The organism is Kitasatospora sp. NPDC056184 (assembly GCF_042268405.1).
Classification (GTDB): domain Bacteria; phylum Actinomycetota; class Actinomycetes; order Streptomycetales; family Streptomycetaceae; genus Kitasatospora.
The window spans coordinates 91337-113578 of the sequence record NZ_JBHJUI010000011.1 but is presented as its reverse complement, the minus strand read 5'-3'; the positions used below and the strand labels follow the sequence as shown (position 1 = coordinate 113578).

Below are 22242 nucleotides of genomic sequence, written 5' to 3'. Positions count from 1 at the left end.
GACGGGAGCGCCGTGTGCACCGGGCCACATACTGGGAGGGTGACCTTCGACGGCTGGCCGGCCGAGGCGCTCGACTTCTACGAGCACCTCGAGGCCGACAACTCCAAGACCTTCTGGCAGTCCCACAAGGGCCGGTACGAGCACGCCGTACGGGAGCCCATGGAGCGGCTGCTGGCCGAGCTGGAACCCGAGTTCGGGCCGGGCAAGATCTTCCGTCCGAACCGCGACGTCCGGTTCAGCGCCGACAAGTCCCCGTACAAGACGCACATCGGCGCCCATCTGACGGCCGGCGGCTACATCCAGCTCTCCGCCGACGGCCTGGCCTGCGGCAACGGGCTGTACCAGCTCGCCGCCGACCAGCTGGAGCGCTACCGCGCCGCGGTCGCCGAGGACGTCTCCGGCGCGGAGCTGGAGCGGGTGGTGGCCCGGGTCGGCGCGGCCGGCCCCGAGGTGGTCGGCCGGGACTCGCTGAAGTCCGCGCCGCGCGGCTACCCCAAGGACCATCCGCGGATCGCCCTGCTCCGCCACAAGGGGCTGATCGCCTGGCAGGAGTGGGCGCCCGAGCCCTGGCTGGGCACCCGGGCCGCCTACGAGCGGATCACCGGCTTCCTGCACGCCTCCCAGCCGCTCAAGGACTGGCTGGACGGCCACGTCGGCCCGTCCGGGCTCCCCGCCCGGTAGCGGGGCCGCGGACGCGAGAAGGCCCCGGTCGCATCGACCGGGGCCTTCTCGGCGGTCATCGCCGCGCCGGCGGACTCACTTCACGAACGGGTCCACCGCAATCACCACGAACAGCAGCGTCAGGTAGGTGATCGACCAGTGGAACAGCCGCATCTCCTTGAGCTTGGCACCCACCACCCCGGCCTTGGCCCGCCCGTACAGCGCGTGCGCCTCCTTGAGCCAGGCCGCGCCGAGCAGCACCGCCGCCACCGGGTAGAGCCAGCTGGTGTCGGCCAGCGGCCACAGCAGCAGCGAGACCGCCACCATCACCCAGGAGTAGGCGACGATCTGCTTGGCGACCGCCAGGTTGCCCTTGATCACCGGCAGCATCGGCACCCCGGCCCGGGCGTAGTCCTCGCGGACCTTCATCGACAGCGGCCAGTAGTGCGGCGGCGTCCAGAAGAAGATCACCAGGAAGAGCACCAGCGCCGACCAGGAGACCGTGTTGGTGACGGCCGCCCAGCCGACGAAGACCGGCATGCAGCCGGCGATCCCGCCCCAGACGATGTTCTGCGCGGTGCGCCGCTTGAGCCCCAGCGTGTAGACGAACACGTAGAAGAGGAGGGCGCCGAGCGCCAGCGCCGAGGACAGCCAGTTGACCAGGACGCCCAGCCAGACCGTCGACAGGACGCCGAGCGCGATGCCGAACACCAGCGCCTCGCGCGGCGAGACCATGCCGGTGACGATCGGCCGGCGCTCGGTCCGGGACATCACCGCGTCGATGTCGCGGTCGATGTACATGTTGAGGGCGTTGGCGCCGCCCGCCGAGAGGTACCCGCCGAGGACCACCTTCAGCACCAGCAGCAGGTCCGGCACACCGCGTTCCGCCAGGAACATCACCGGCACCGTGGTGATCAGCAGCAGCTCGATGATCCGCGGTTTGGTCAGTGCGACGAAGGCGCCGACACGGGCCCCGAACGGCCGGTGCGCAGGCGTCGCCCCGGTGACCCCGGCGGGACGGGATTCGACGGCGGTCACTAACACCCCAACTGAAGATGAATCCTCACAGGCGGCCACCGGAACGTTGTCTCCCGAATCGTCCGCTCTGCGCGTACCACGCCACCTTAGACGCTCCATATCTCCCCACCGGCCCCGGGGTGCCCCGGCGGGGCGGAACGCACACCCCCGGGTGAACCCCCACCGCCCCCACCTGGAACGTTGCCGCGGCGGGCCCCGCGGGGCCGCCCCTTCCCGTCCCGCGCCCCCGGAGAGGCGAACCGGACGGATCCGGGCGAGGGTGGACAAAGGGACGGGCCGCGCCGGCGCACGGTCGTCCACGGACCGTCCGGGGAATGACGGCCAACATGCCTGAGTTGTCCCACCACGGAGGGTGAGCCCCGGCCCGGACGGTAGGCTCGCCCACAGAAGCGGGATCTACCCTCCGTGACCGGCACCACCCAGCGTCCGGCCCCAGCGACGTGGCCGACCCGGTCCCTCACGGGGTCACTCTTCACCATGGAAGGAGCCCTGAGACAGGGTGAGCACGACGCCGAATGCATTCGAGTGGTCGGACCTCGACGAGCGGACCGTCGACACGGCCCGCGTCCTGGCGATGGACGCGGTTCAGAAGGTCGGCAACGGACACCCCGGGACGGCCATGTCGCTGGCCCCGGCCGCCTACCTCATCTTCCAGCGCTTCCTGCGCCACGACCCCACCGACCCCTCCTGGGTCGGCCGTGACCGGTTCGTCCTCTCCCCCGGTCACACCAGCCTGACGCTCTACACCCAGCTCTACTTCTCCGGCTACGGCCTGGAGCTCGACGACCTCAAGGCCTTCCGGGTCGCGGGCAGCCGCACCCCCGGCCACCCCGAGCACGGCCACACCGCCGGCGTCGAGACCACCACCGGCCCGCTCGGCCAGGGCATCGGCAACGCCGTGGGCATGGCCATGGCCGCCCGCTTCGAGCGCGGCCTGTTCGACCCGGACGCCCCGGCCGGCGAGTCGCCGTTCGACCACACCATCTGGGCCATCGTCTCCGACGGCGACCTGGAGGAGGGCATCTCCGCCGAGGCCTCCTCGCTGGCCGGCCACCAGAAGCTCGGCAACCTGGTCGCCCTGTACGACGACAACCACATCTCGATCGAGGGCGACACCGAGACCGCCTTCTCCGAGGACGTCCTCAAGCGCTACGAGGCGTACGGCTGGCACGTCCAGCGCGTCACGCCGAAGGCCAACGGGGACATCGACGTCGCCGCGCTCGCCGAGGCGCTCGCCGCCGCGAAGGCCGAGACCTCCCGCCCGTCGATGATCGCTATGCGCACGATCATCGCCTGGCCGGCCCCGGACGCCCAGAACACCGCCAAGGCCCACGGCTCCGCGCTCGGCGCCGCCGAGATCGCCGCCACCAAGAAGGTCCTGGGCTTCGACCCGGAGAAGACCTTCGAGGTCAGCGACCACGTCATCGAGCACGCCCGGCTGGTCGTCAAGCGCGGCAAGGCCGCCCGCGCCGAGTGGCAGCAGTCCCTCGACGCCTGGCGCGCCGCCAACCCGCAGCGCGCCGCCGAGTTCGACCGGATCGAGGCCCGCGAGCTGCCCGACGGCTGGAAGAAGGCCGTCCCGGTCTTCGAGGCCGGCAAGGACGTCGCCACCCGCAAGGCCAGCGGCGAGACCCTCAAGGCGCTCGGCGCGGTGATCCCGGAGCTGTGGGGCGGCTCGGCCGACCTCGCGGAGTCCAACCTCACCACCATCGACGAGGACAGCTCCTTCCTCCCCGAGGGCAACCCGCTGAAGACGGCCGGCCCGTACGGCCGCACCATCCACTTCGGCATCCGCGAGCACGCCATGGGCTCCACCATGAACGGCATCGCGCTGCACGGGAAGACCCGCGTCTACGGCGGCACCTTCCTGGTCTTCGCCGACTACATGCGCCCGGCCGTCCGCCTGGCCGCCCTGATGAAGCTGCCGGTCACCTACGTGTGGACGCACGACTCCATCGGTCTCGGCGAGGACGGCCCGACCCACCAGCCGGTCGAGCACCTGGCCTCGCTGCGCGCCATCCCGGGCCTGTCCGTGGTCCGCCCGGCCGACGCCAACGAGACCGCCGCCGCCTGGCGCACGATCATCGAGCGCCAGACCACCCACCCCGGCCCGGTCGGCCTGGCGCTCACCCGCCAGAACGTCCCGACCTTCGACCGCGTGTCCTACGGCAACGCCGAGGACACCGCGAAGGGCGGCTACATCCTGGCCGAGGCCTCCAGCGGCACCCCGCAGGTGATCCTGCTCGGCACCGGCTCCGAGGTCCAGCTGGCCGTCAAGGCCCGCGAGGTCCTGGAGGCCGAGGGCATCGCCACCCGGGTCGTCTCGCTGCCGTCCTTCGAGTGGTTCCAGGAGCAGGACCAGGCCTACCGCGACAGCGTGCTGCCGCCGTCGGTCAAGGCCCGCGTCTCGGTCGAGGCCGGCATCGCCCAGGGCTGGCGCGAGCTGGTCGGCGACCACGGCCGGATCGTCTCGCTGGAGCACTTCGGCGCCTCCGCCGACTACAAGGTGCTCTTCGAGGAGTTCGGCATCACCGCCGAGCGCGTGGTCGCCGAGGCCCACAACGCGCTGCGCTCGCTCGAGGCCGTCAACCGCTAGCGGCACCGGGCCGCGTACCCGCCCGCACCGCGGGTACGCGGCCCTTCGACCACCCCCACACGCACAGAATCCAAGGGACTGAAGCACCATGACTGACGCATTGAAGCGCCTCAGCGACGAAGGCGTGGCGATCTGGCTGGACGACCTCAGCCGCAAGCGGCTGAACACCGGGAACCTCGCCGAGCTGGTGCAGCACAAGCACGTGGTGGGCGTGACCACCAACCCGACCATCTTCCAGAAGGCCATCGGCGGCGGCGACAGCTCCTACGACGGCCAGCTGCGCGACCTCGCCGTCCGCAAGGTCACCACCGACGAAGCCGTCCGCATGATCACCACCTCGGACGTGCGCGACGCCGCCGACGTGCTGCGCCCGGTCTACGACGCGTCCAACGGCCGCGACGGCCGGGTCTCCATCGAGGTGGACCCGCGGCTGGCCCACGAGACCGCCGCCACCGTGGCCGAGGCGAAGCAGCTGTGGTGGCTGGTCGACCGCCCGAACGTGTTCATCAAGATCCCCGCCACCAAGGCCGGCCTGCCCGCGATCAGCGAGGTCATCGGCAAGGGCATCAGCGTCAACGTCACGCTGATCTTCTCGCTGGAGCGCTACAAGGCCGTCATCGACGCCTACCTGACCGGCCTGGAGGCCGCCAAGGCCAAGGGCCTGGACCTCTCCCAGATCGAGTCGGTCGCCTCCTTCTTCGTCTCCCGCGTCGACACCGAGATCGACAAGCGCCTGGACAAGATCGGCGGCGAGGCCAAGAACCTCCGCTCCAAGGCCGCCCTGGCCAACGCCCGCCTCGCCTACCAGGCCTACGAGGAGGTCTTCGGCAGCGTCGACGGCAAGACCGCCGGCACCGCCCGTTGGCGCTCCCTGGAGGCCGCCGGCGCCAAGCCGCAGCGCCCGCTCTGGGCGTCCACCGGCGTCAAGGACCCGGCCCTGCCGGACACCCTGTACGTCACCGAGCTGGTCGCCCCCGGCACCGTCAACACGATGCCCGAGGCCACCCTGGACGCCACCGACGACCACGGTGTGGTCACCGGCGGCACCATCGTCCCCAACTACGCCGACGCCAAGGCCGTGATGGACGCCATCGCCGCCGCCGGTGTGGACTACGACGACGTGGTCCAGGTGCTGGAGGACGAGGGCGTCGAGAAGTTCGAGCAGTCCTGGAAGGAGCTGCTCGACACCGTCACCGCCTCGCTCGCCGCGCTGTCGGACCAGCACGGCGCCGGCGAGAAGTGACCCCCTGCTCACAGCGCACGAAAGCGGAGCCCATCAAGTGAGCACTGATTTCCCCGAGTTGGCGCCGGACTCGGACGTGGACAACCTCCCGTCGGCCCCCGTCAACCCGCTTCGCGACCCCTCCGACCGGCGGCTCCCGCGCATCGCGGGGCCGTCCGGCCTGGTCATCTTCGGGGTCACCGGTGACCTGTCCCGCAAGAAGCTGATGCCGGCCGTCTACGACCTGGCCAACCGCGGCCTGCTGCCGCCGGGCTTCTCGCTCGTCGGCTTCGCCCGCCGCGAGTGGAAGGACGAGGACTTCGCCCAGGAGGTGCACGACGCCGTCAAGGAGCACGCCCGCACCCCCTTCCGCGAGGAGGTCTGGCAGCAGCTCGCCAAGGGCATGCGGTTCGTCCACGGAACCTTCGACGACGACGACGCCTTCGACAAGCTCCGCGCGACCATCGAGGAGCTGGACAAGGCGCAGGGGACCAGCGGCAACTTCGCCTTCTACCTGTCCGTCCCGCCGAAGTTCTTCCCGACCGTCGTCCAGCAGCTCAAGAAGCACGGCCTGGCCGACCCTCCGCAAGGCTCCTGGCGGCGCGCCGTCATCGAGAAGCCGTTCGGCCACGACCTGGAGTCCGCCCAGGAGCTGAACCGGATCGTCCACGAGGTCTTCCCCCGGGACGAGGTCTTCCGGATCGACCACTACCTGGGCAAGGAGACCGTCCAGAACATCCTGGCGCTCCGTTTCGCCAACCAGATGTTCGAGCCGATCTGGAACCGGTCGTACGTCGACCACGTGCAGATCACCATGGCCGAGGACATCGGCATCGGCGGCCGGGCCGGCTACTACGACGGCATCGGCTCGGCCCGTGACGTCATCCAGAACCACCTGCTCCAGCTGATGGCGCTCACCGCCATCGAGGAGCCGGCGTCCTTCCACCCGAAGGCGCTGGTGGCCGAGAAGCTCAAGGTGCTGAGCGCGGTCAAGCTGCCGGCCGATCTCGGCCTGCACACCGTGCGCGGCCAGTACACGGCCGGCTGGCAGGGCGGCGAGGAGGTCGGCGGCTACCTCGACGAGGACGGCATCGACCCGGACTCCAAGACCGACACCTACGCGGCCATCAAGCTGGAGATCAACAACCGCCGCTGGGCGGGCGTGCCGTTCTACCTGCGCACCGGCAAGCGGCTGGGCCGCCGGGTCACCGAGATCGCGGTGGTCTTCCAGCGCGCCCCGTACCTGCCGTTCGACTCCTACGCCACCGAGGAGCTGGGGCAGAACGCCCTGGTCATCCGGGTGCAGCCGGACGAGGGCGTCACCGTGCGGTTCGGCTCCAAGGTGCCGGGCACCTCCTTCGAGGTCCGGGACGTCACGATGGACTTCGCCTACGGCGAGTCCTTCACCGAGTCCTCCCCGGAGGCGTACGAGCGGCTCATCCTCGACGTGCTGCTCGGTGACGCCAACCTCTTCCCGCGCCACCAGGAGGTCGAGCTCTCCTGGCAGATCCTCGACCCGATCGAGAAGTACTGGGACGCCCACGGCAAGCCCGCCGAGTACGCGGCCGGCACCTGGGGCCCGGCCGAGGCGGACGAGATGCTCGCACGAGACGGCAGGAGCTGGCGCCGGCCATGAAGATCGACCTCACGAACACCACGTCCGGCAAGATCAACGCAGCGCTCATGGCGGCGCGCCGGGCCAGCGGCTCCACCGCCGCCGGCATGGTGCTCACCCTGGTCATCGTGACCGACGAGGGCAGCGCCTACGACGCCCTCAAGGCGGCCAACGACGCCTCCCGCGAGCACCCCTCGCGCACCCTGGCGGTCATCAAGCGCGCCGGGCGCTCGCCCCGGGCCCGCGCCGAGACCCGCCTGGACGCCGAGGTGCTGGTCGGCTCCGACGCCGGCTCCGGCGAGACCGTCGTCCTGCGGATGCACGGCGAACTCGCCGCGCACGCCCAGTCGGTCGTCCTGCCGCTGCTGCTGCCGGACGCCCCGGTCGTGGTCTGGTGGCCGGACAACGCGCCGCTGCACCCGGCGCAGGACCCGCTGGGCGCGCTCGCCCAGCGCCGGATCACCGACGCGGTCACCGCCGAGTCCCCGGTCGGCCAGCTCGCCCAGCGGGCCCAGAGCTACACCCCGGGCGACACCGACCTGGCCTGGACCCGGATCACCGGCTGGCGCTCGATGCTGGCCGCCGCGCTGGACCAGCGGCCGTCGACGATCACCTCCGCGGTGGTCGAGGGCGAGTCGTACAACCCCAGCGTCGAGCTGCTCGGCCTGTGGCTGCACAACCGGCTGCACGTGCCGGTCGAGCGGGTCGTCACCAACGGCCCGGGCATCACCGCGGTGCACCTGCGCACCACGAACGGGGACATCACCCTGGACCGCCCGGACGGCCTGATGGGCACGCTCTCGATGCCCGGCTCGCCGGACCGCCAGGTGGCGCTCAAGCGGCGCGAGACCTCGGAGCTGATCGCCGAGGAGCTGCGCCGGCTCGACCCGGACGACATCTACGCGGCCGCCGTGCGCACGCCGGTGGACCGGCTCAAGGAGCCGGACAACGCCGAGCAGGCGGCGGCGAACGCGGTGGCCGCCGAGGTCGCCACCGAGGTCGTCGGCGAGGCGTCCACGCAGGCGCCCGCGCAGGAGGGCGAGCAGGTCGCCAACCCGGCCCGGGTGACCGCCGAGGCGGCCCCCGGCACCGCGAAGAAGACGGCCGGCAAGCGCACCGCCAAGAAGGCCGGGGCATGACCGCGGCCACCCCGCAGCTGGTCGTCCACCGGGACAAGGAGCTGATGGCCCAGGCGGCCGCGGCCCGGCTGATCACCCGGATCGTGGACGCCCAGGCCGCCCGCGGCACCGCCTCGGTGGTGCTCACCGGCGGACGCAACGGCAACGCCCTGCTGGCCGCGATCGCCGCCTCCCCGGCGCGCGACGCGGTCGACTGGGCGCGGCTGGACCTCTGGTGGGGCGACGAGCGGTACCTGCCCTCCGGCGACCCGGAGCGCAACGCCGTCCAGGCCCGCGCCGAGCTGCTGGACGCCGTCCCGCTCGACCCGGCGCGGGTCCACGAGATGCCCGCCTCGGACGGCGTCGACGGCTCGGACGTCGACGCCGCGGCGGCCCGCTACGCGCAGGAGCTCGCGGCGGCGGCCGGACCGGGCGACCGGGCCGGCGTCCCCGCCTTCGACGTGCTGCTGCTCGGCGTCGGCCCGGACACCCATGTCGCCTCGCTCTTCCCCGAGCACCCGGGCGTGCGGGAGACCGAGCTGACGGTGATCGGCGTGCGCGGTGCGCCGAAGCCGCCGCCGACCCGGGTCTCGCTCACCCTGCCGGCCATCCGCAGTGCCCGCGAGGTCTGGCTGCTGGCGGCCGGCGAGGACAAGGCGGGCGCGGTGGCGGTCGCCCTCTCCGGCCCCGGCGAGATCCAGGCGCCGGCCTCCGGCGCGCACGGCACCGGCCGCACCCTGTGGCTGCTGGACCGCGCCGCGGCGTCCCAGCTGCCGCCCCAGCTGTACCCCCCGGCCTCGGCCTAGGCCGGGGAACACCGAAGGGCGCCACCCCGTGCGGGGTGGCGCCCTTCGTGTTTCGCCTCGTCCTCAGATCTCGCCGCGGAGCTTCGCCAGCGCCTCGGCGAGGATCGCCTCGCCGTCGGCGTCGGTGCGCCGCTCGCGCACGTAGGCGAGGTGGGTCTTGTACGGCTCGTTGCGGGACGGCGCGGGCGGGTTGTGCTCGTCCTGGCCGGCCGGGAAGCCGCAGCGCGGACAGTCCCAGGTCTCCGGGATCACCGCTTCGGCCGCGAAGCTCGGCCGGGTCTCGTGCTTGTTCGCGCACCAGAAGGAGATCCGGTTGCGGGGGGCGGATTCGCCGCGCTCCGCCTCACCCATCGGGCCGGCTCCGACCCTGCTGCCACGGATGGCGTTGCCACTTGCCACGGTCTGACTCCCTGCGTGCTGGTGCGCCGACGCGCGCGACGCGCGTCGGTGGCGAAAGTCGTCCTAGTGTAAGCAGGAGTTAAGCATGCGCCACCACCGGCTCCGCCCCGGACCTTTCCAGGATAGGCCGCGGGGCGACGGGGCGTCAGAGGTATGTCAGCCCTTGTACTTCAGGACCAGGCCGAGCACCAGGAGGCTGGCGAACCAGGCCAGGCCGACCACGATCGTGATGCGGTCCAGGTTGCGCTCGGCCACCGCCGAGCCGCCGCCGGTGGACATCGCGCCGCCACCGAACATGTCCGACAGACCGCCGCCCTTCCCCTTGTGCAGCAGCACCAGCAGGATCATCAGCAGGCTGAAGACGATCAGGGCAATCGAGAACCCGATAACCACGACGGGACCAACTCTCTCGTATCTTCGGCGAAGGGGCCGGACCACGACAGGTGGTCCGGCCCCAAAGCCTACGTTGCTGCGGCGGCGTTAGCCTACTGCCTGCTCACGGTAGCGCACGATCTTGACGAACTCCTCGGCGTCCAGCGAGGCTCCGCCGATCAGACCGCCGTCGATGTCCGGCTTGGCCATCAGGCCGGCCGCGCTCGACGACTTCACCGAACCGCCGTAGAGCACCCGGACCTTGCCGGCCAGCTCGGCGTCGTACAGCTCGGCGATCCGCGCGCGGATCGCGGCGCAGACCTCCTGGGCGTCCTCGGGGGTCGCCACCTCGCCGGTGCCGATCGCCCAGACCGGCTCGTAGGCGACCACGATGGACTCGGCGTCCGCGGCCGGGACGTCCTGCAGGGCGCCGTCGAGCTGGGCCAGGGTGTGCGCGACGTGGGTGCCGGCCTTGCGGACCTCCAGCGGCTCGCCGATGCACAGGATCGGGGTGATCCCGCTGCGGTAGGCGGCCTTGACCTTGGCGTTGACGATCTCCTCGTTCTCGCCGTGGTACTGGCGGCGCTCCGAGTGGCCGATCACCGCGTAGGCGCACTTCAGCTTGGCCAGCATCGGGCCGGAGACCTCGCCGGTGTAGGCACCGCCGTCGTGCTGCGAGATGTCCTGCGAGCCGTACTTGATCTTCAGCTTGTCGCCGTCGACCAGGGTCTGCACCGAGCGGAGGTCGGTGAACGGCACGAGGACGGCCACCTCGACCGCCGCGTAGTCCTTGTCGGCCAGCGCGAAGGCCAGCTTCTGGGTGTGCTGGATGGCCTCAAGGTGGTTGAGGTTCATCTTCCAGTTGCCCGCCATCAGCGGGAGACGCTCAGTCATGCGTGATTCAGCCTTCCAGGGCGGTGAGACCGGGGAGCTGCTTGCCCTCCAGGTACTCCAGGCTCGCGCCACCGCCGGTCGAGATGTGCCCGAACTTCGTCTCGTCGAAGCCCAGGATGCGAACGGCCGCGGCGGAGTCCCCGCCGCCGACCACGGAGAACGCGTCACTGTCGAGCAGGCCCTGCGCGACGGCCGCGGTGCCGCCGGCGAAGTCCGGGTGCTCGAAGACGCCCATCGGGCCGTTCCAGAACACCGTCTTCGCGTCGGCCAGCTTCGCCGCGAACAGCTCGCGGCTCTCCGGGCCGATGTCCAGACCCAGCTGGTCGGCCGGGATCGCGTCCACGGCGACGACCGAGTAGGTGGCCGGGGCCTTGGTCTTGACGTCCGGGAACCCGGTGGAGACCAGGACGTCCGTCGGCAGGACGAACTCGACGCCCCGCTCCTTCGCCTCCGCCAGGTAGCCCTGGACGGTCGGGATCTGGTCCTCCTGCAGCAGCGAGACGCCGACCTCGTGGCCCTGGGCCTTGAGGAAGGTGAACACCATGCCGCCGCCGATCAGGATCCGGTCGGCCTTCTTCAGCAGGTTCTCGATCACGCCGACCTTGTCGGAGACCTTGGAGCCGCCGAGCACCACCACGTACGGGCTCTCGACCTCCTCGGTGAGGCGCTTGAGCACGCCCACCTCGGTGGCGATCAGGTCGCCGACCGCGTGCGGCAGCAGGGCCGGCAGGTCGAACACCGACGCGTGCTTGCGGTGCACCGCACCGAAGCCGTCGCCCACGTAGAGGTCGGCCAGCTCGGCCAGCCGGGCGGCGAACGCCGCGCGCTCGGCGTCGTCCTTGCTGGTCTCACCGGCGTTGAAGCGCAGGTTCTCCAGCAGCGTGACCTCGCCGTCGGCCAGGGCGGCGACGGTGGCCTTCGCGCTCTCGCCCACGGTGTCGGCCGCGAAGGCGACCGGCGTGCCGAGGATCTCGCCGAGGCGGACGGCCACCGGCGCGAGGGAGAACTGCGGGTCCGGCGCGCCCTTGGGGCGGCCGAGGTGGGAGGCGACGACGACCTTCGCGCCACGCTCGACGAGCTTGGCGATGGTCGGGGCGACGGCACGGATCCGGCCGTCGTCGGTGATCGTGCCGTCGGAAAGCGGAACGTTCAGGTCCGCACGCACGAACACGCGCTTACCGGCGACGTCCAGGTCTTCGATGGTCTTCACGGTCTTCGGTCTCCTGGCGAGATGGTGGAGCAGGCGACGGCACAACGTTGTGCCGTCAATGGGGAGTTGAGGGTGCGCAGACGGAGGGCCCGGTCGGCTTCGCACATGCCTTCCGGGCCCTCCCCCCTACTTCACGTCAGCTCCCGCTACGTCAGAGCCCGGCACCGACGAGGGTGGTCAGGTTGACGAGGCGGTTCGAGTAGCCCCACTCGTTGTCGTACCAGCCGAAGATCTTGACCTGGTTGCCCTGGGCCATCGTCAGCAGCGAGTCGAAGATCGTGGAGAACGGCGAGTTCACGATGTCGGAGGAGACGATCGGGTCCTCGGTGTACTGCAGGATGCCCTTGAGGGTGGTCTCGGAGGCCTTCTTGAAGGCCTCGTTGACCTCGGCGACGGTGACGTCGCGCTCCAGGGTGACGACCAGGTCGGTGATCGAACCGGTCGGGACCGGGACGCGCAGCGAGGTGCCGTCCAGCTTGCCCTTGAGCTCCGGCAGGACCAGGGCGGTCGCCTTGGCGGCACCGGTCGAGGTCGGGATGATGTTGAGGGCCGCGGCGCGGGCGCGACGCAGGTCCTTGTGCGGGAAGTCCAGGGTGACCTGGTCGTTGGTGTACGCGTGCACCGTGGTCATCAGACCCTTGACGATGCCGAAGCTCTCGTTCAGCACCTTGGCCAGCGGCGCCACACAGTTGGTGGTACAGGAGGCGTTGGAGATGATGGTGTGCTTCGCGGCGTCGTACTTCTCGTCGTTGACGCCCATGACGACGGTGATGTCCTCGTCGGTGGCGGGCGCCGAGATGATGACCTTCTTGGCGCCGGCGGTGACGTGCTTCTTGGCCGCCTCGGCCTTGGTGAAGATGCCGGTCGACTCGATGACGACGTCCGCGCCCAGCTCGCCCCAGGGGAGGTTGGCCGGGTCACGCTCGGCGATGACCTTGAAGGTCTTGCCGTCGACGGTGATGCTGTCGGCGGTGTGCGACACCTCGCCCGGGAAGGTGCCCAGGATCGAGTCGTACTTGAGCAGGTGCGCCAGGGTCTTGGTGTCGGTCAGGTCGTTGACACCGACGATCTCGATGTCCGCGCCCTGGGCCTGAACCGCACGGAAGAAGTTGCGGCCGATGCGGCCGAATCCGTTGATGCCTACCCGGATCGTCACGAACCGATCTCCTCATTAGGTACGCCGGACGCTATGCCGACGGGGTGGAATTTTGGGATGTCCCCGACCGCCTATGACCCTACCCCTCCGAGGCCGGGTAGAGCACATCAGGCGCCCGCGCAACCCCTGGCGTGGCGCGTGTTCACAACAATTCCGGGCCGTCCGACCCTGCCTTCGCGGGCAGTTGGTCCCGGCCTCCGGACGGGGCCCGCGGCGGCGCCCCGTCCCACCCTCCGGACACGGCTCCGCCGGTGCCCGCGGAAGCGGACACCGGCGGAGGGTTCGGCACCGGGCGTGGCCGTCGGCGTCAGTTGAGCGCCATCTCGTCGGTGAGGTTGGCCTCGGTACTCGGCAGGCCGAGTTCGGAGGCGCGCTTGTCGGCCATCGCCAGCAGCCGGCGGATCCGGCCGGCCACCGCGTCCTTGGTCAGCGGCGGGTCGGCGAGCGCGCCCAGCTCCTCCAGCGAGGCCTGCTTGTGCTGCATCCGCAGCTGGCCGGCCGCGGCCAGGTGCTCGGGCACCTCCTCGCCGAGGATCTCCAGCGCGCGCTGCACCCGGGCGCCGGCCGCCACCGCGGCCCGGGCCGAGCGGCGCAGGTTGGCGTCGTCGAAGTTGGCCAGCCGGTTGGCGGTCGCCCGCACCTCGCGGCGCATCCGGCGCTCCTCCCAGGCCAGCACCGACTCGTGCGCACCGAGCCGGGTCAGCAGCGCGCCGATCGCGTCGCCGTCGCGGATCACCACCCGGTCGACCCCGCGCACCTCGCGGGCCTTGGCCGGGATGCCGAGCCGGCGGGCGGCGCCGACCAGGGCGAGGGCGGCCTCCGAACCGGGGCAGGTGATCTCCAGCGAGGACGAGCGGCCGGGCTCGGTGAGCGAGCCGTGCGCCAGGAAGGCCCCGCGCCAGGCCGCCTCGGCATCGCAGGTGGCCCCGGAGACCACGGCCGGGGGCAGACCGCGGATCGGGCGGCCGCGGCCGTCCACGAGACCGGTCTGGCGGGCGAGCAGCTCGCCGTCCTTGACCACCCGGACCACGTAGCGGCTGCCGCGCCGCAGCCCGCCGGGGGCCATCACGACCAGGTCCGAGGAGTGTCCGAAGATCTCCAGCAGGTCCTTGCGCAGACGCCGCGCGGCGGCTCCGGTGTCGAGCTCCGCCTCGATCACGATCCGGCCGCTCACGATGTGCAGCCCGCCCGCGAATCGCAGGATCGCCGACACCTCCGCCTTGCGGCAGCAGGCCCGGGTGACCGGGAGCCGGCTGATTTCGTCCTTCACCGCTGGAGTCATCGCCATGGCCCGATCCTTCCATGTGTCCGGAAAATCCGGTCGTACGCGGCCGCCAAGAGCTCCGGGTCGTGTCGCGGCGTGCCGTCGGTACGGGCGACCCGGCCGAGCACCAGGGCTGCTCCCATCCGCTCGGCGGCCTGTTCCAGTCCGGCCAGGTCCGCCTGGCCGAAGGCGCCGCCGGTGACGGCGCGCTCGTCCACCAGGATCGCATCCACCGCGAGCGCGGGGGCGTGGTCGGCGATGACCTCCAGGTGGCGCTGCGGGGTGAAGCCCTCGGTCTCGCCGGGCTGCGGGGCCAGGTTCAGGGTGAGCAGGCGGCGGGCGCGGGTCTCCACCAGCGCCTTGGCCAGCTCGGGCACCAGCAGGTGCGGCAGCACGCTGGTGAACCAGGAGCCGGGGCCGAGCACCACCCAGTCCGCCTCCCGGACGGCGGTGACCGCCTCCGGCACGGCGGGCGGCTCGTCCGGCAGGAGCCGGACGGACTGCACGGTTCCGGGGGTGACCGCGACGTTGGCCTGGCCGCGGACGGCGCCGAGCTCGGTCGGGAAGGCCGGGTCGTGGCCGCGGACGACCGCCTCGATGTCCAGCGGCACCGCCGACATCGGCAGCACCCGGCCCTGCACGTTGAGCAGCCGGCCGACCCAGTCCAGGGCGGCGACCGGGTCGCCGAGCTTCTCCCAGAGCGCGACGATCAGCAGGTTGCCGACGGCGTGGCCGCCCAGCTCGCCGGAGCCGGTGAAGCGCTGCTGGATCACCTCGGACCAGGTGCGGCCCCAGTCGTCGTCGCCGCACAGCGCGGCGAGCGCCTTGCGCAGGTCGCCGGGGGGCAGCACCCCGAGCTCCTCGCGCAGCCGGCCGCTGGAGCCGCCGTCGTCGGCGACGGTGACCACGGCGGTGAGGTCGGTGGTGAGCCGGCGCAGCGCGGAGAGCGAGGCGGACAGGCCCTGGCCGCCGCCGAGCGCGGTGATCCGCGGGGCCTGGTTGGTCCGGGCGGCATGACTGGTCCGGGGCGCCGGGTGGGGACGGGACGGGCCGGTGCGGGCCGCCCCGGAGCGGGGCCGGCCGGTCACGGTGGACCGGGCCGGGGCCCCACTCCGGTCGGCGGTCCTGTTCTGGAACTGCCGCCCGGGCACGTATCCCGTCACACCTACCTCGCGTTCCTCTTGCCCGCCGCCGACCTCCGCCGGCGGCCCGGCAGGGTGCGGCGGCTACTCCCGTCCCATGTCACGGTGGACCAGCACCGTCTCCACTCCGTCGGCGATGAGACGCTTCGTCAGGCGCTCGGACATCGCGACACTGCGGTGCTTGCCACCGGTGCAGCCTACGGCAAGGGTCATGTAACGCTTCCCCTCGCGTCGATAGCCCTCGGTGACAATGCGCAGCAGCTCGGCGTAGCCGTTGAGGAACTCGTTGGCCCCGGGCTGCTGGAAGACGTAGTCGGCGACGTCCGCGTCGGTCCCGGTGCGGGCCCGGAGTTCGGGCACCCAGTGCGGGTTGGGCAGGAAGCGGCAGTCCACCACGAGGTCGGCGTCGACCGGCAGGCCGTACTTGAAGCCGAAGGACATCACCGTGGCGCGCAGCTCGGGCTCGTCGTGGTCGGCGAACTGGGCGTCGAGCTTGGCGCGCAGCTGGTGGACGTTGAGGTTGGAGGTGTCGATCACCAGGTCAGCCTCGCCGCGCAGCTCGCGCAGCAGGTCGCGCTCCTGGGCGATGCCGTCGACGATCCGGCCGTCCGCCTGGAGCGGGTGCGGGCGGCGCACGCTCTCGAAGCGGCGGACGAGGGCCTCGTCGGAGGAGTCCAGGAAGACGACGCGCAGCCGAACGCCGCGCTTCTCCAGCTCGTCCAGGGAGGTCAGCAGGTCGTCGAAGAACTGCCGGCCGCGGACGTCCACGACGGCGCCGATCCGGGCGACGTTGCCCTGGGAGCGGGCGCCGAGGTCGACCATGGTCGGGATGAGGGCCGGGGGGAGGTTGTCCACCACGAACCAGCCCAGGTCCTCAAGGCACTTGGCGGCGGTGGAGCGGCCCGCTCCGGACATGCCGGAGATGATCACCAGCTCCGGGGTGTTCTCGCCGACGGCCTCGGGCCGGGCGGTCCCCCCGTAATCGGACACGGTCACTTCGGTTCCCCGCTCTCGGTGGTTCTGCTGTGGAGAACGCGCGTCGCGCGGGCGTGCTTCCCCGGCTCACTCGGACGAGTGGGTCCGGGGCGCGCCGGCTGACGGGCGGCGTCGGCCGTCATGGCGTCTCCTGGATGGGTGCGGTCTCGGGCGCCGCGGGCGCCGGCTCGTCGGCGCCGTCCTCGATGATCTCGCCCGTGGCGGTGTTCACGGCTGGTGCGGCAGGTGTACGGGACGACAACGCCGCCGCAACGGTCTCCGCCGTCCGCCGGCCGATGCCGGGGACCGCGCAGAGTTCGTCGACGGTGGCCGCCCGGAGCTTCTTCAGCGAGCCGAAGTGCTTGAGCAGCGCCTGACGGCGAGTCTCGCCGAGGCCGGGGACGGAGTCCAGTTCTCCGGCGGTGAGTCGCTTGGAACGCTTGCCGCGCTGGTAGGTGATGGCGAAGCGGTGGGCCTCGTCGCGGACCCGCTGGAGCAGGTAGAGGCCCTCGCTGCTGCGCGGGAGCACGACCGGGTCGTCCTCGCCGGGCAGCCAGACCTCCTCCAGCCGCTTGGCCAGACCGCAGAGCGCGACGTCGTCGATGCCGAGCTCGTCCAGGGCCCGCCGGGCGGCGGCGACCTGGGGCTGGCCGCCGTCGACGACGAGCAGCTGGGGCGGGTAGGCGAAGCGCTTGGGGCGGCCGTCCTCGGTGCGCGGGCCGTCCTCGGTGCGCGGGCCGTCCTCGGGGCGGTGGCCGTCCTCCTCCGGGCCCTCGGCCTCCTCGGGGACGGCCCACTCGCCGGTCTGCTCGCGCTCCTGGAGGTAGCGGCGGAAGCGGCGGCTGATCACCTCGTGCATCGAGCGGACGTCGTCCTGGCCCTCGAAGCCCTTGATCTGGAAGCGGCGGTACTCGCTCTTGCGGGCCAGGCCGTCCTCGAAGACCACCATGGAGGCGACCACGTCCTCGCCCTGGAGGTGGGAGATGTCGAAGCACTCGATGCGCAGCGGGACGCTGTCCAGCTCCAGCGCCTCGGCGATCTCCTGGAGGGCGCGGCTGCGGGTGGTGAGGTCGGAGGCGCGCTTGGTCTTGTGCAGCCCGAGCGCCTGCTGGGCGTTGCGCTGCACGGTGGCCATGAGGTCCTTCTTGTCGCCGCGCTGCGGGACGCGCAGGTCGACCTGGGCGCCGCGCAGGCCGCTCAGCCAGTCGCGGACCGGCTCGACGGGCGCCGGGAGGGCGGGGACGAGCACCTCGCGGGGGACGGACTCGCTGCCGCCGCCGTAGAGCTGCTGGAGGGCGTGCTCGACCAGGCCGGCGGTGTCGACGTCCTCGACCTTGTCGGTGACCCAGCCGCGCTGGCCGCGGACCCGGCCGCCGCGGACGTGGAAGATCTGGACGGCGGCCTCCAGTTCGTCCTCGGCGACGGCCAGCAGGTCGGCGTCGGTGGCGTCGGCGAGGACGATGGCGTTCTTCTCCATGGCCCGCTTGAGCGCGCCGATGTCGTCGCGCAGCCGGGCCGCCTTCTCGTACTCCAGGTCGGCGGCGGCCTCCTGCATCTCGGTCTCCAGCCGGCGCAGGTAGTTGCCGGTGCGGCCGGCCATGAAGTCGCAGAAGTCCTCGGCGAGGGCGCGGTGCTCCTCGGGCGAGACCCGGCCGACGCAGGGGGCGGCGCACTTGCCGATGTAGCCGAGCAGGCAGGGGCGGCCGACCTGGCGGGCGCGCTTGAAGACGCCGTTGGAGCAGGTGCGGACGGGGAAGACGCGCAGCAGCAGGTCGACGGTCTCGCGGATCGCCCAGGCGTGGCCGTAGGGGCCGAAGTAGCGCACGCCCTTCTTGTGCGCCCCGCGCATCACCTGGACCCGGGGGTACTCCTCGTTGAGGGTGACGGCGAGTTCCGGATAGCTCTTGTCGTCGCGGTACTTGACGTTGAACCGGGGGTCGAACTCCTTGATCCAGGAGTACTCCAGCTGGAGCGCCTCGACCTCGGTGGCGACGACGGTCCACTCCACCGAGGCGGCGGTGGTGACCATGGTCGCGGTGCGCGGGTGCAGCCCGGCGAGGTCCTGGAAGTAGGAGGAGAGCCGGGGCCGCAGGCTCTTGGCCTTGCCGACGTAGATGACCCGCCCGTGGGCGTCGCGGAACTTGTAGACACCGGGCGAGGTGGGGATCGCACCCGGAGCCGGGCGGTAGGTGGACGGGTCAGCCATGGGTCCACCGTACCGACTCCGGCCGGGGGCGCGTGCGGGAGATCAACTGCTTCAGCGCGGGGTCACCTTGAGGTTGCCGCCCTCGACCGCCACGGTGTACTCGGGCAGCGGGGTGGGGGCCGGGCCGTCCAGCACGGCGCCGTCGGTGATGCCGAACAGGCTGCCGTGACAGGGGCATTGGATCTTCTGGTTCTTGACCTGGTCGACGATGCAGCCGGCGTGGGTGCACTTGGCGCTGAACGCCTTGTACTGGCCCTCGGCGGGCTGGGTGACGACGATCTTCTTCTCGCGGTAGACGGTGCCGCCGCCGACCGGGACGGCGGAGGCGGGGCCGACGTCGACCGGGGTCTTGGCGGCGGAGCCGGAGTCGGAGGAGGACGAGGAGCAGCCGGAGACGGCGAGGGTGCCGCCGGCCGCGAGGACGGCCGCGGCTCCGCAGAGCAGGGTGCGGCGGGTGGGGGCGGCGCCTTCGGGGGCCTCGGACATGTCGTTCACTCCTGGTCGCACGGTGGCCCGCGGGCTGCGGACCGCCGGGAAGTCTATGCGTCCTCACGGCAACCGCCCCCGGCGCGTCCGGGGGCGGTTGCGATCGTGTCCGGGCTACTTCTTGGCCGCTGCGGCCGCCCGCTTGCGCGGGGCGCGGGCCTTGGCCGGCGCCTTGACCGGGGCGTCGGCGAAGTCGCCGGGCAGGATGTCGCGCAGGAACTTGCCGGTGTGGCTCTCCGGGACGGCGGCGATCTCCTCGGGGGTGCCCTCGGCGACCACGCTGCCGCCGCCGGAGCCGCCCTCGGGGCCCATGTCGACGATCCAGTCGGCGGTCTTGATGACGTCGAGGTTGTGCTCGATGACGATCACCGTGTTGCCCTTGTCCACCAGGCCGGTGAGCACCTTGATCAGCTTGCTGATGTCCTCGAAGTGCAGACCGGTGGTGGGCTCGTCCAGCACGTAGACGGTCCGGCCGGTGGAGCGCTTCTGCAGCTCGGAGGCGAGCTTGACGCGCTGGGCCTCGCCGCCGGAGAGGGTCGGCGCGGACTGGCCGAGCCGGACGTAGCCGAGGCCGACGTCGTTGAGCGTCCGCAGGTGGCGGGCGATCGCCGGGACGGCCTCGAAGAAGCCGAGCGCCTCCTCGATCGGCATGTCCAGCACCTCGGCGATGGACTTGCCCTTGTAGTGGACCTCCAACGTCTCCCGGTTGTACCGGGCGCCGTGGCAGACCTCGCACGGCACGTAGACGTCCGGCAGGAAGTTCATCTCGATCTTGATGGTGCCGTCGCCGGAGCAGTTCTCGCAGCGGCCGCCCTTGACGTTGAAGGAGAACCGGCCGGGCAGGTAGCCGCGGACCTTGGCCTCCTGGGTCTCCGCGAACAGCCGCCGGACGTGGTCGAACACGCCGGTGTAGGTGGCCGGGTTGGAGCGCGGGGTGCGGCCGATCGGCGACTGGTCGACGTGCACCACCTTGTCCACCAGCTCGGTGCCGGTGATCCGGGTGTGCCGGCCGGGCACCGTGCGGGCGCCGTTCAGCTCCCGGGCGAGGTGGGTGTAGAGGATGTCGTTGACCAGGGTGGACTTGCCCGAGCCGGAGACGCCGGTGATCGCGGTGAAGGTCCCGAGCGGGAAGCCGACCGTGACGTCCTTGAGGTTGTGCTCGCGGGCGCCGTGCACGGTGAGCTGGCGCTTCCGGTCCCGCGCGCGGCGCTCGTCCGGGATCGGGATGAAGCGCTTGCCGGAGAGGTACTGGCCGGTCAGCGACTCCTTGTTGGCGAGCAGCTGCTTCAGCGAGCCGGAGTGCACCACCTTGCCGCCGTGCTCGCCGGCGCCGGGGCCGATGTCGACCACCCAGTCGGCCATCTTGATGGTGTCCTCGTCGTGCTCGACGACGATCAGCGTGTTGCCGATGTCGCGCAGCCGGACGAGGGTCTCGATCAGCCGGTGGTTGTCGCGCTGGTGCAGGCCGATGGACGGCTCGTCCAGCACGTAGAGCACGCCGACCAGGCCGGAGCCGATCTGGGTGGCGAGCCGGATGCGCTGGGCCTCGCCGCCGGAGAGGGTGCCGGCCGCGCGGTCGAGCGAGAGGTAGTCCAGGCCGACGTCGACCAGGAAGCGCAGCCGCTCGTTGACCTCCTTGAGGACGCGCTCGGCGATCTGCTTGTCGCGGGCGTTCAGCTTCATCGCGCCGAGGAAGTCCGAGCAGTCGCTGATCGACATCGAGGAGACGTCGGCGATCGACCGGCCCTCGACGGTGACCGCGAGCACCACCGGCTTGAGCCGGGTGCCCCGGCAGGTCGGGCAGGGCACCTCGCGCATGTAGCCCTCGAAGCGCTCGCGGCTGGAGTCGCTCTCGGCCTCCTGGTGGCGGCGCTGGATGAACGGCACCGCGCCCTCGAAGCCGGTGCTGTAGGAGCGGTCGCGCCCGTAGCGGTTGCGGTAGCGGACCTGCACCTGGTGCTTGTGCCCGTACAGCAGCGCCTTCTTGGCGCGGGCCGGCAGCCCGGCCCAGGGGATGTCGGTGCGGAAGCCCAGCTCGCCGGCGAGGGCGTCGATCAGCCGCTGGAAGTACTCCTTGGTGTGGCCGCCGGACCACGGGTGGATGGCGCCCTCGTCCAGCGAGCGCTCCTCGTCGGGCACCACCAGCTCCGGGTCCACCTCCATCCGGTTGCCGAGGCCGGAGCAGTCCGGGCAGGCGCCGAACGGCGAGTTGAAGGAGAACGAGCGCGGCTCCAGCTCCTCGAACGACACGTCGTCGTAGGGGCAGTAGAGGTGCTCGGAGTACATCCGCTCGCGCTCGGGGTCGTCCTCGGGGAGGTCGACGAAGTCGAGCACGACCATGCCGCCGCTGAGCCGCAGGGCGGTCTCCACCGAGTCGGTCAGGCGGCGCTTGGCGCTCTCCTTGACGGTGAGGCGGTCGATCACCACCTCGACGGTGTGCTTCTCCTGCTTCTTCAGCTTGGGCGGCTCGGCGAGCTGGACCGTCTCGCCGTCCACCCGGGCGCGGGCGTAGCCCTTGGACTGGAGGTCGGCGAAGAGGTCGACGAACTCGCCCTTGCGCTCGCGCACCACCGGGCTGAGCACCTGGAAGCGGGTGCCCTCGGCGAGTTCGAGCACCTTGTCGACGATGGCCTGCGGGGACTGCTTGGCGATCGGGCGGCCGCAGTGCGGGCAGTGCGGCTTGCCGATCCGGGCGAACAGCAGGCGGAGGTAGTCGTAGACCTCGGTGATGGTGCCGACGGTCGACCGCGGGTTGCGGTTGGTGGACTTCTGGTCGATCGAGACGGCCGGGGAGAGCCCCTCGATGAAGTCCACGTCGGGCTTGTCCATCTGGCCGAGGAACTGGCGGGCGTAGGACGACAGCGACTCGACGTAGCGGCGCTGGCCCTCCGCGAAGATGGTGTCGAAGGCGAGCGAGGACTTGCCGGAGCCGGAGAGGCCCGTGAAGACGATGAGGGAGTCGCGGGGCAGGTCGAGCGAGACGTTCTTGAGGTTGTGCTCGCGAGCACCGCGGACGATGAGGCGGTCGGCCACTGCTTCTGGCGCCTTTCTCCGGGGCGAGAGGGCTGGGGAACGAAACTGTG

The 22242-nt window shown here is 71.5% G+C and carries 18 protein-coding genes; 6 read left to right on the top strand and 12 right to left on the bottom strand.

Annotation, left to right across the window (positions count from 1 at the left end; translation table 11 throughout):
- The first annotated feature begins 39 nt into the window (after positions 1 to 39).
- Positions 40 to 681 carry a DUF2461 domain-containing protein gene (locus ACFC0B_RS22490; RefSeq protein WP_376088415.1) on the top strand — a complete coding sequence of 214 codons (642 nt, stop codon included), beginning with the start codon at positions 40 to 42 and terminating at the stop codon, positions 679 to 681.
- 75 nt (positions 682 to 756) lie between these two features.
- Here ACFC0B_RS22490 and ACFC0B_RS22485 read toward each other — a convergent pair whose 3' ends face one another.
- Positions 757 to 1698 (bottom strand): heme o synthase, encoded by a 942-nt coding sequence (locus ACFC0B_RS22485; RefSeq protein WP_376088412.1) that lies wholly within the window; start codon positions 1696 to 1698, stop codon positions 757 to 759.
- A gap of 499 nt (positions 1699 to 2197) precedes the next feature.
- Between ACFC0B_RS22485 and tkt the strand changes: the two genes are divergently transcribed.
- From tkt to pgl, 5 genes are all read left to right on the top strand, one after another.
- Positions 2198 to 4294, top strand: a complete 2097-nt coding sequence (gene tkt, locus ACFC0B_RS22480) for a transketolase (protein WP_376088409.1) — start codon at positions 2198 to 2200, stop codon at positions 4292 to 4294.
- A gap of 88 nt (positions 4295 to 4382) precedes the next feature.
- Complete coding sequence (gene tal / locus ACFC0B_RS22475; RefSeq protein ID WP_376088406.1) at positions 4383 to 5537, top strand: transaldolase; 1155 nt, start codon at positions 4383 to 4385, stop codon at positions 5535 to 5537.
- A 76-nt stretch (positions 5538 to 5613) separates the two neighbouring features.
- The gene (gene zwf, locus ACFC0B_RS22470) at positions 5614 to 7152 is read left to right on the top strand and encodes a glucose-6-phosphate dehydrogenase (protein ID WP_376088976.1); all 1539 of its coding nucleotides are present in this window, start codon (positions 5614 to 5616) and stop codon (positions 7150 to 7152) included.
- A complete protein-coding gene (opcA, locus tag ACFC0B_RS22465; RefSeq protein ID WP_376088403.1) occupies positions 7149 to 8270 on the top strand; it encodes a glucose-6-phosphate dehydrogenase assembly protein OpcA in 1122 nt (373 codons plus the stop codon). Before zwf ends, opcA begins: the two co-directional genes overlap by 4 nt.
- Positions 8267 to 9055, top strand: a complete 789-nt coding sequence (gene pgl, locus ACFC0B_RS22460; protein WP_376088401.1) for a 6-phosphogluconolactonase — start codon at positions 8267 to 8269, stop codon at positions 9053 to 9055. The genes opcA and pgl overlap by 4 nt, the downstream gene beginning before the upstream one ends.
- 63 nt (positions 9056 to 9118) lie before the next feature.
- Here the strand turns inward: pgl and ACFC0B_RS22455 are convergent, their stop codons facing one another.
- The 11 genes from ACFC0B_RS22455 to uvrA all read right to left on the bottom strand — a co-directional run bounded on the left by ACFC0B_RS22455 (position 9119) and on the right by uvrA (position 22192).
- On the bottom strand, positions 9119 to 9406 hold the full coding sequence (locus ACFC0B_RS22455) for an RNA polymerase-binding protein RbpA (RefSeq protein ID WP_243436955.1): 288 nt from the start codon (positions 9404 to 9406) through the stop codon (positions 9119 to 9121).
- A 204-nt stretch (positions 9407 to 9610) separates the two neighbouring features.
- Positions 9611 to 9847 carry a preprotein translocase subunit SecG gene (secG, locus tag ACFC0B_RS22450; RefSeq protein WP_376088398.1) on the bottom strand — a complete coding sequence of 79 codons (237 nt, stop codon included), beginning with the start codon at positions 9845 to 9847 and terminating at the stop codon, positions 9611 to 9613.
- 87 nt (positions 9848 to 9934) lie between these two features.
- Entirely contained in the window at positions 9935 to 10720 is a 786-nt protein-coding gene (gene tpiA, locus ACFC0B_RS22445; protein ID WP_376088395.1) for a triose-phosphate isomerase, read from the bottom strand.
- Positions 10721 to 10727: 7 nt separating this feature from the next.
- Entirely contained in the window at positions 10728 to 11930 is a 1203-nt protein-coding gene (locus ACFC0B_RS22440; RefSeq protein WP_376088392.1) for a phosphoglycerate kinase, read from the bottom strand.
- A gap of 151 nt (positions 11931 to 12081) precedes the next feature.
- Positions 12082 to 13086, bottom strand: coding sequence for a type I glyceraldehyde-3-phosphate dehydrogenase (gene gap / locus ACFC0B_RS22435; protein ID WP_376088389.1), 1005 nt, complete (start codon positions 13084 to 13086; stop codon positions 12082 to 12084).
- 307 nt (positions 13087 to 13393) lie between these two features.
- The gene (gene whiA / locus ACFC0B_RS22430; protein WP_148642545.1) at positions 13394 to 14374 is read right to left on the bottom strand and encodes a DNA-binding protein WhiA; all 981 of its coding nucleotides are present in this window, start codon (positions 14372 to 14374) and stop codon (positions 13394 to 13396) included.
- Positions 14365 to 15438, bottom strand: a complete 1074-nt coding sequence (yvcK, locus tag ACFC0B_RS22425; protein WP_376088972.1) for a uridine diphosphate-N-acetylglucosamine-binding protein YvcK — start codon at positions 15436 to 15438, stop codon at positions 14365 to 14367. The genes whiA and yvcK overlap by 10 nt, the downstream gene beginning before the upstream one ends.
- A gap of 138 nt (positions 15439 to 15576) precedes the next feature.
- On the bottom strand, positions 15577 to 16488 hold the full coding sequence (rapZ, locus tag ACFC0B_RS22420) for an RNase adapter RapZ (protein WP_376088386.1): 912 nt from the start codon (positions 16486 to 16488) through the stop codon (positions 15577 to 15579).
- Positions 16489 to 16606: 118 nt separating this feature from the next.
- On the bottom strand, positions 16607 to 18673 hold the full coding sequence (gene uvrC / locus ACFC0B_RS22415) for an excinuclease ABC subunit UvrC (protein ID WP_376088383.1): 2067 nt from the start codon (positions 18671 to 18673) through the stop codon (positions 16607 to 16609).
- A gap of 51 nt (positions 18674 to 18724) precedes the next feature.
- Positions 18725 to 19159 carry a Rieske (2Fe-2S) protein gene (locus ACFC0B_RS22410; protein ID WP_376088381.1) on the bottom strand — a complete coding sequence of 145 codons (435 nt, stop codon included), beginning with the start codon at positions 19157 to 19159 and terminating at the stop codon, positions 18725 to 18727.
- Between the two features lie 114 nt (positions 19160 to 19273).
- Entirely contained in the window at positions 19274 to 22192 is a 2919-nt protein-coding gene (gene uvrA, locus ACFC0B_RS22405; protein WP_376088378.1) for an excinuclease ABC subunit UvrA, read from the bottom strand.
- Positions 22193 to 22242: the final 50 nt, after the last annotated feature.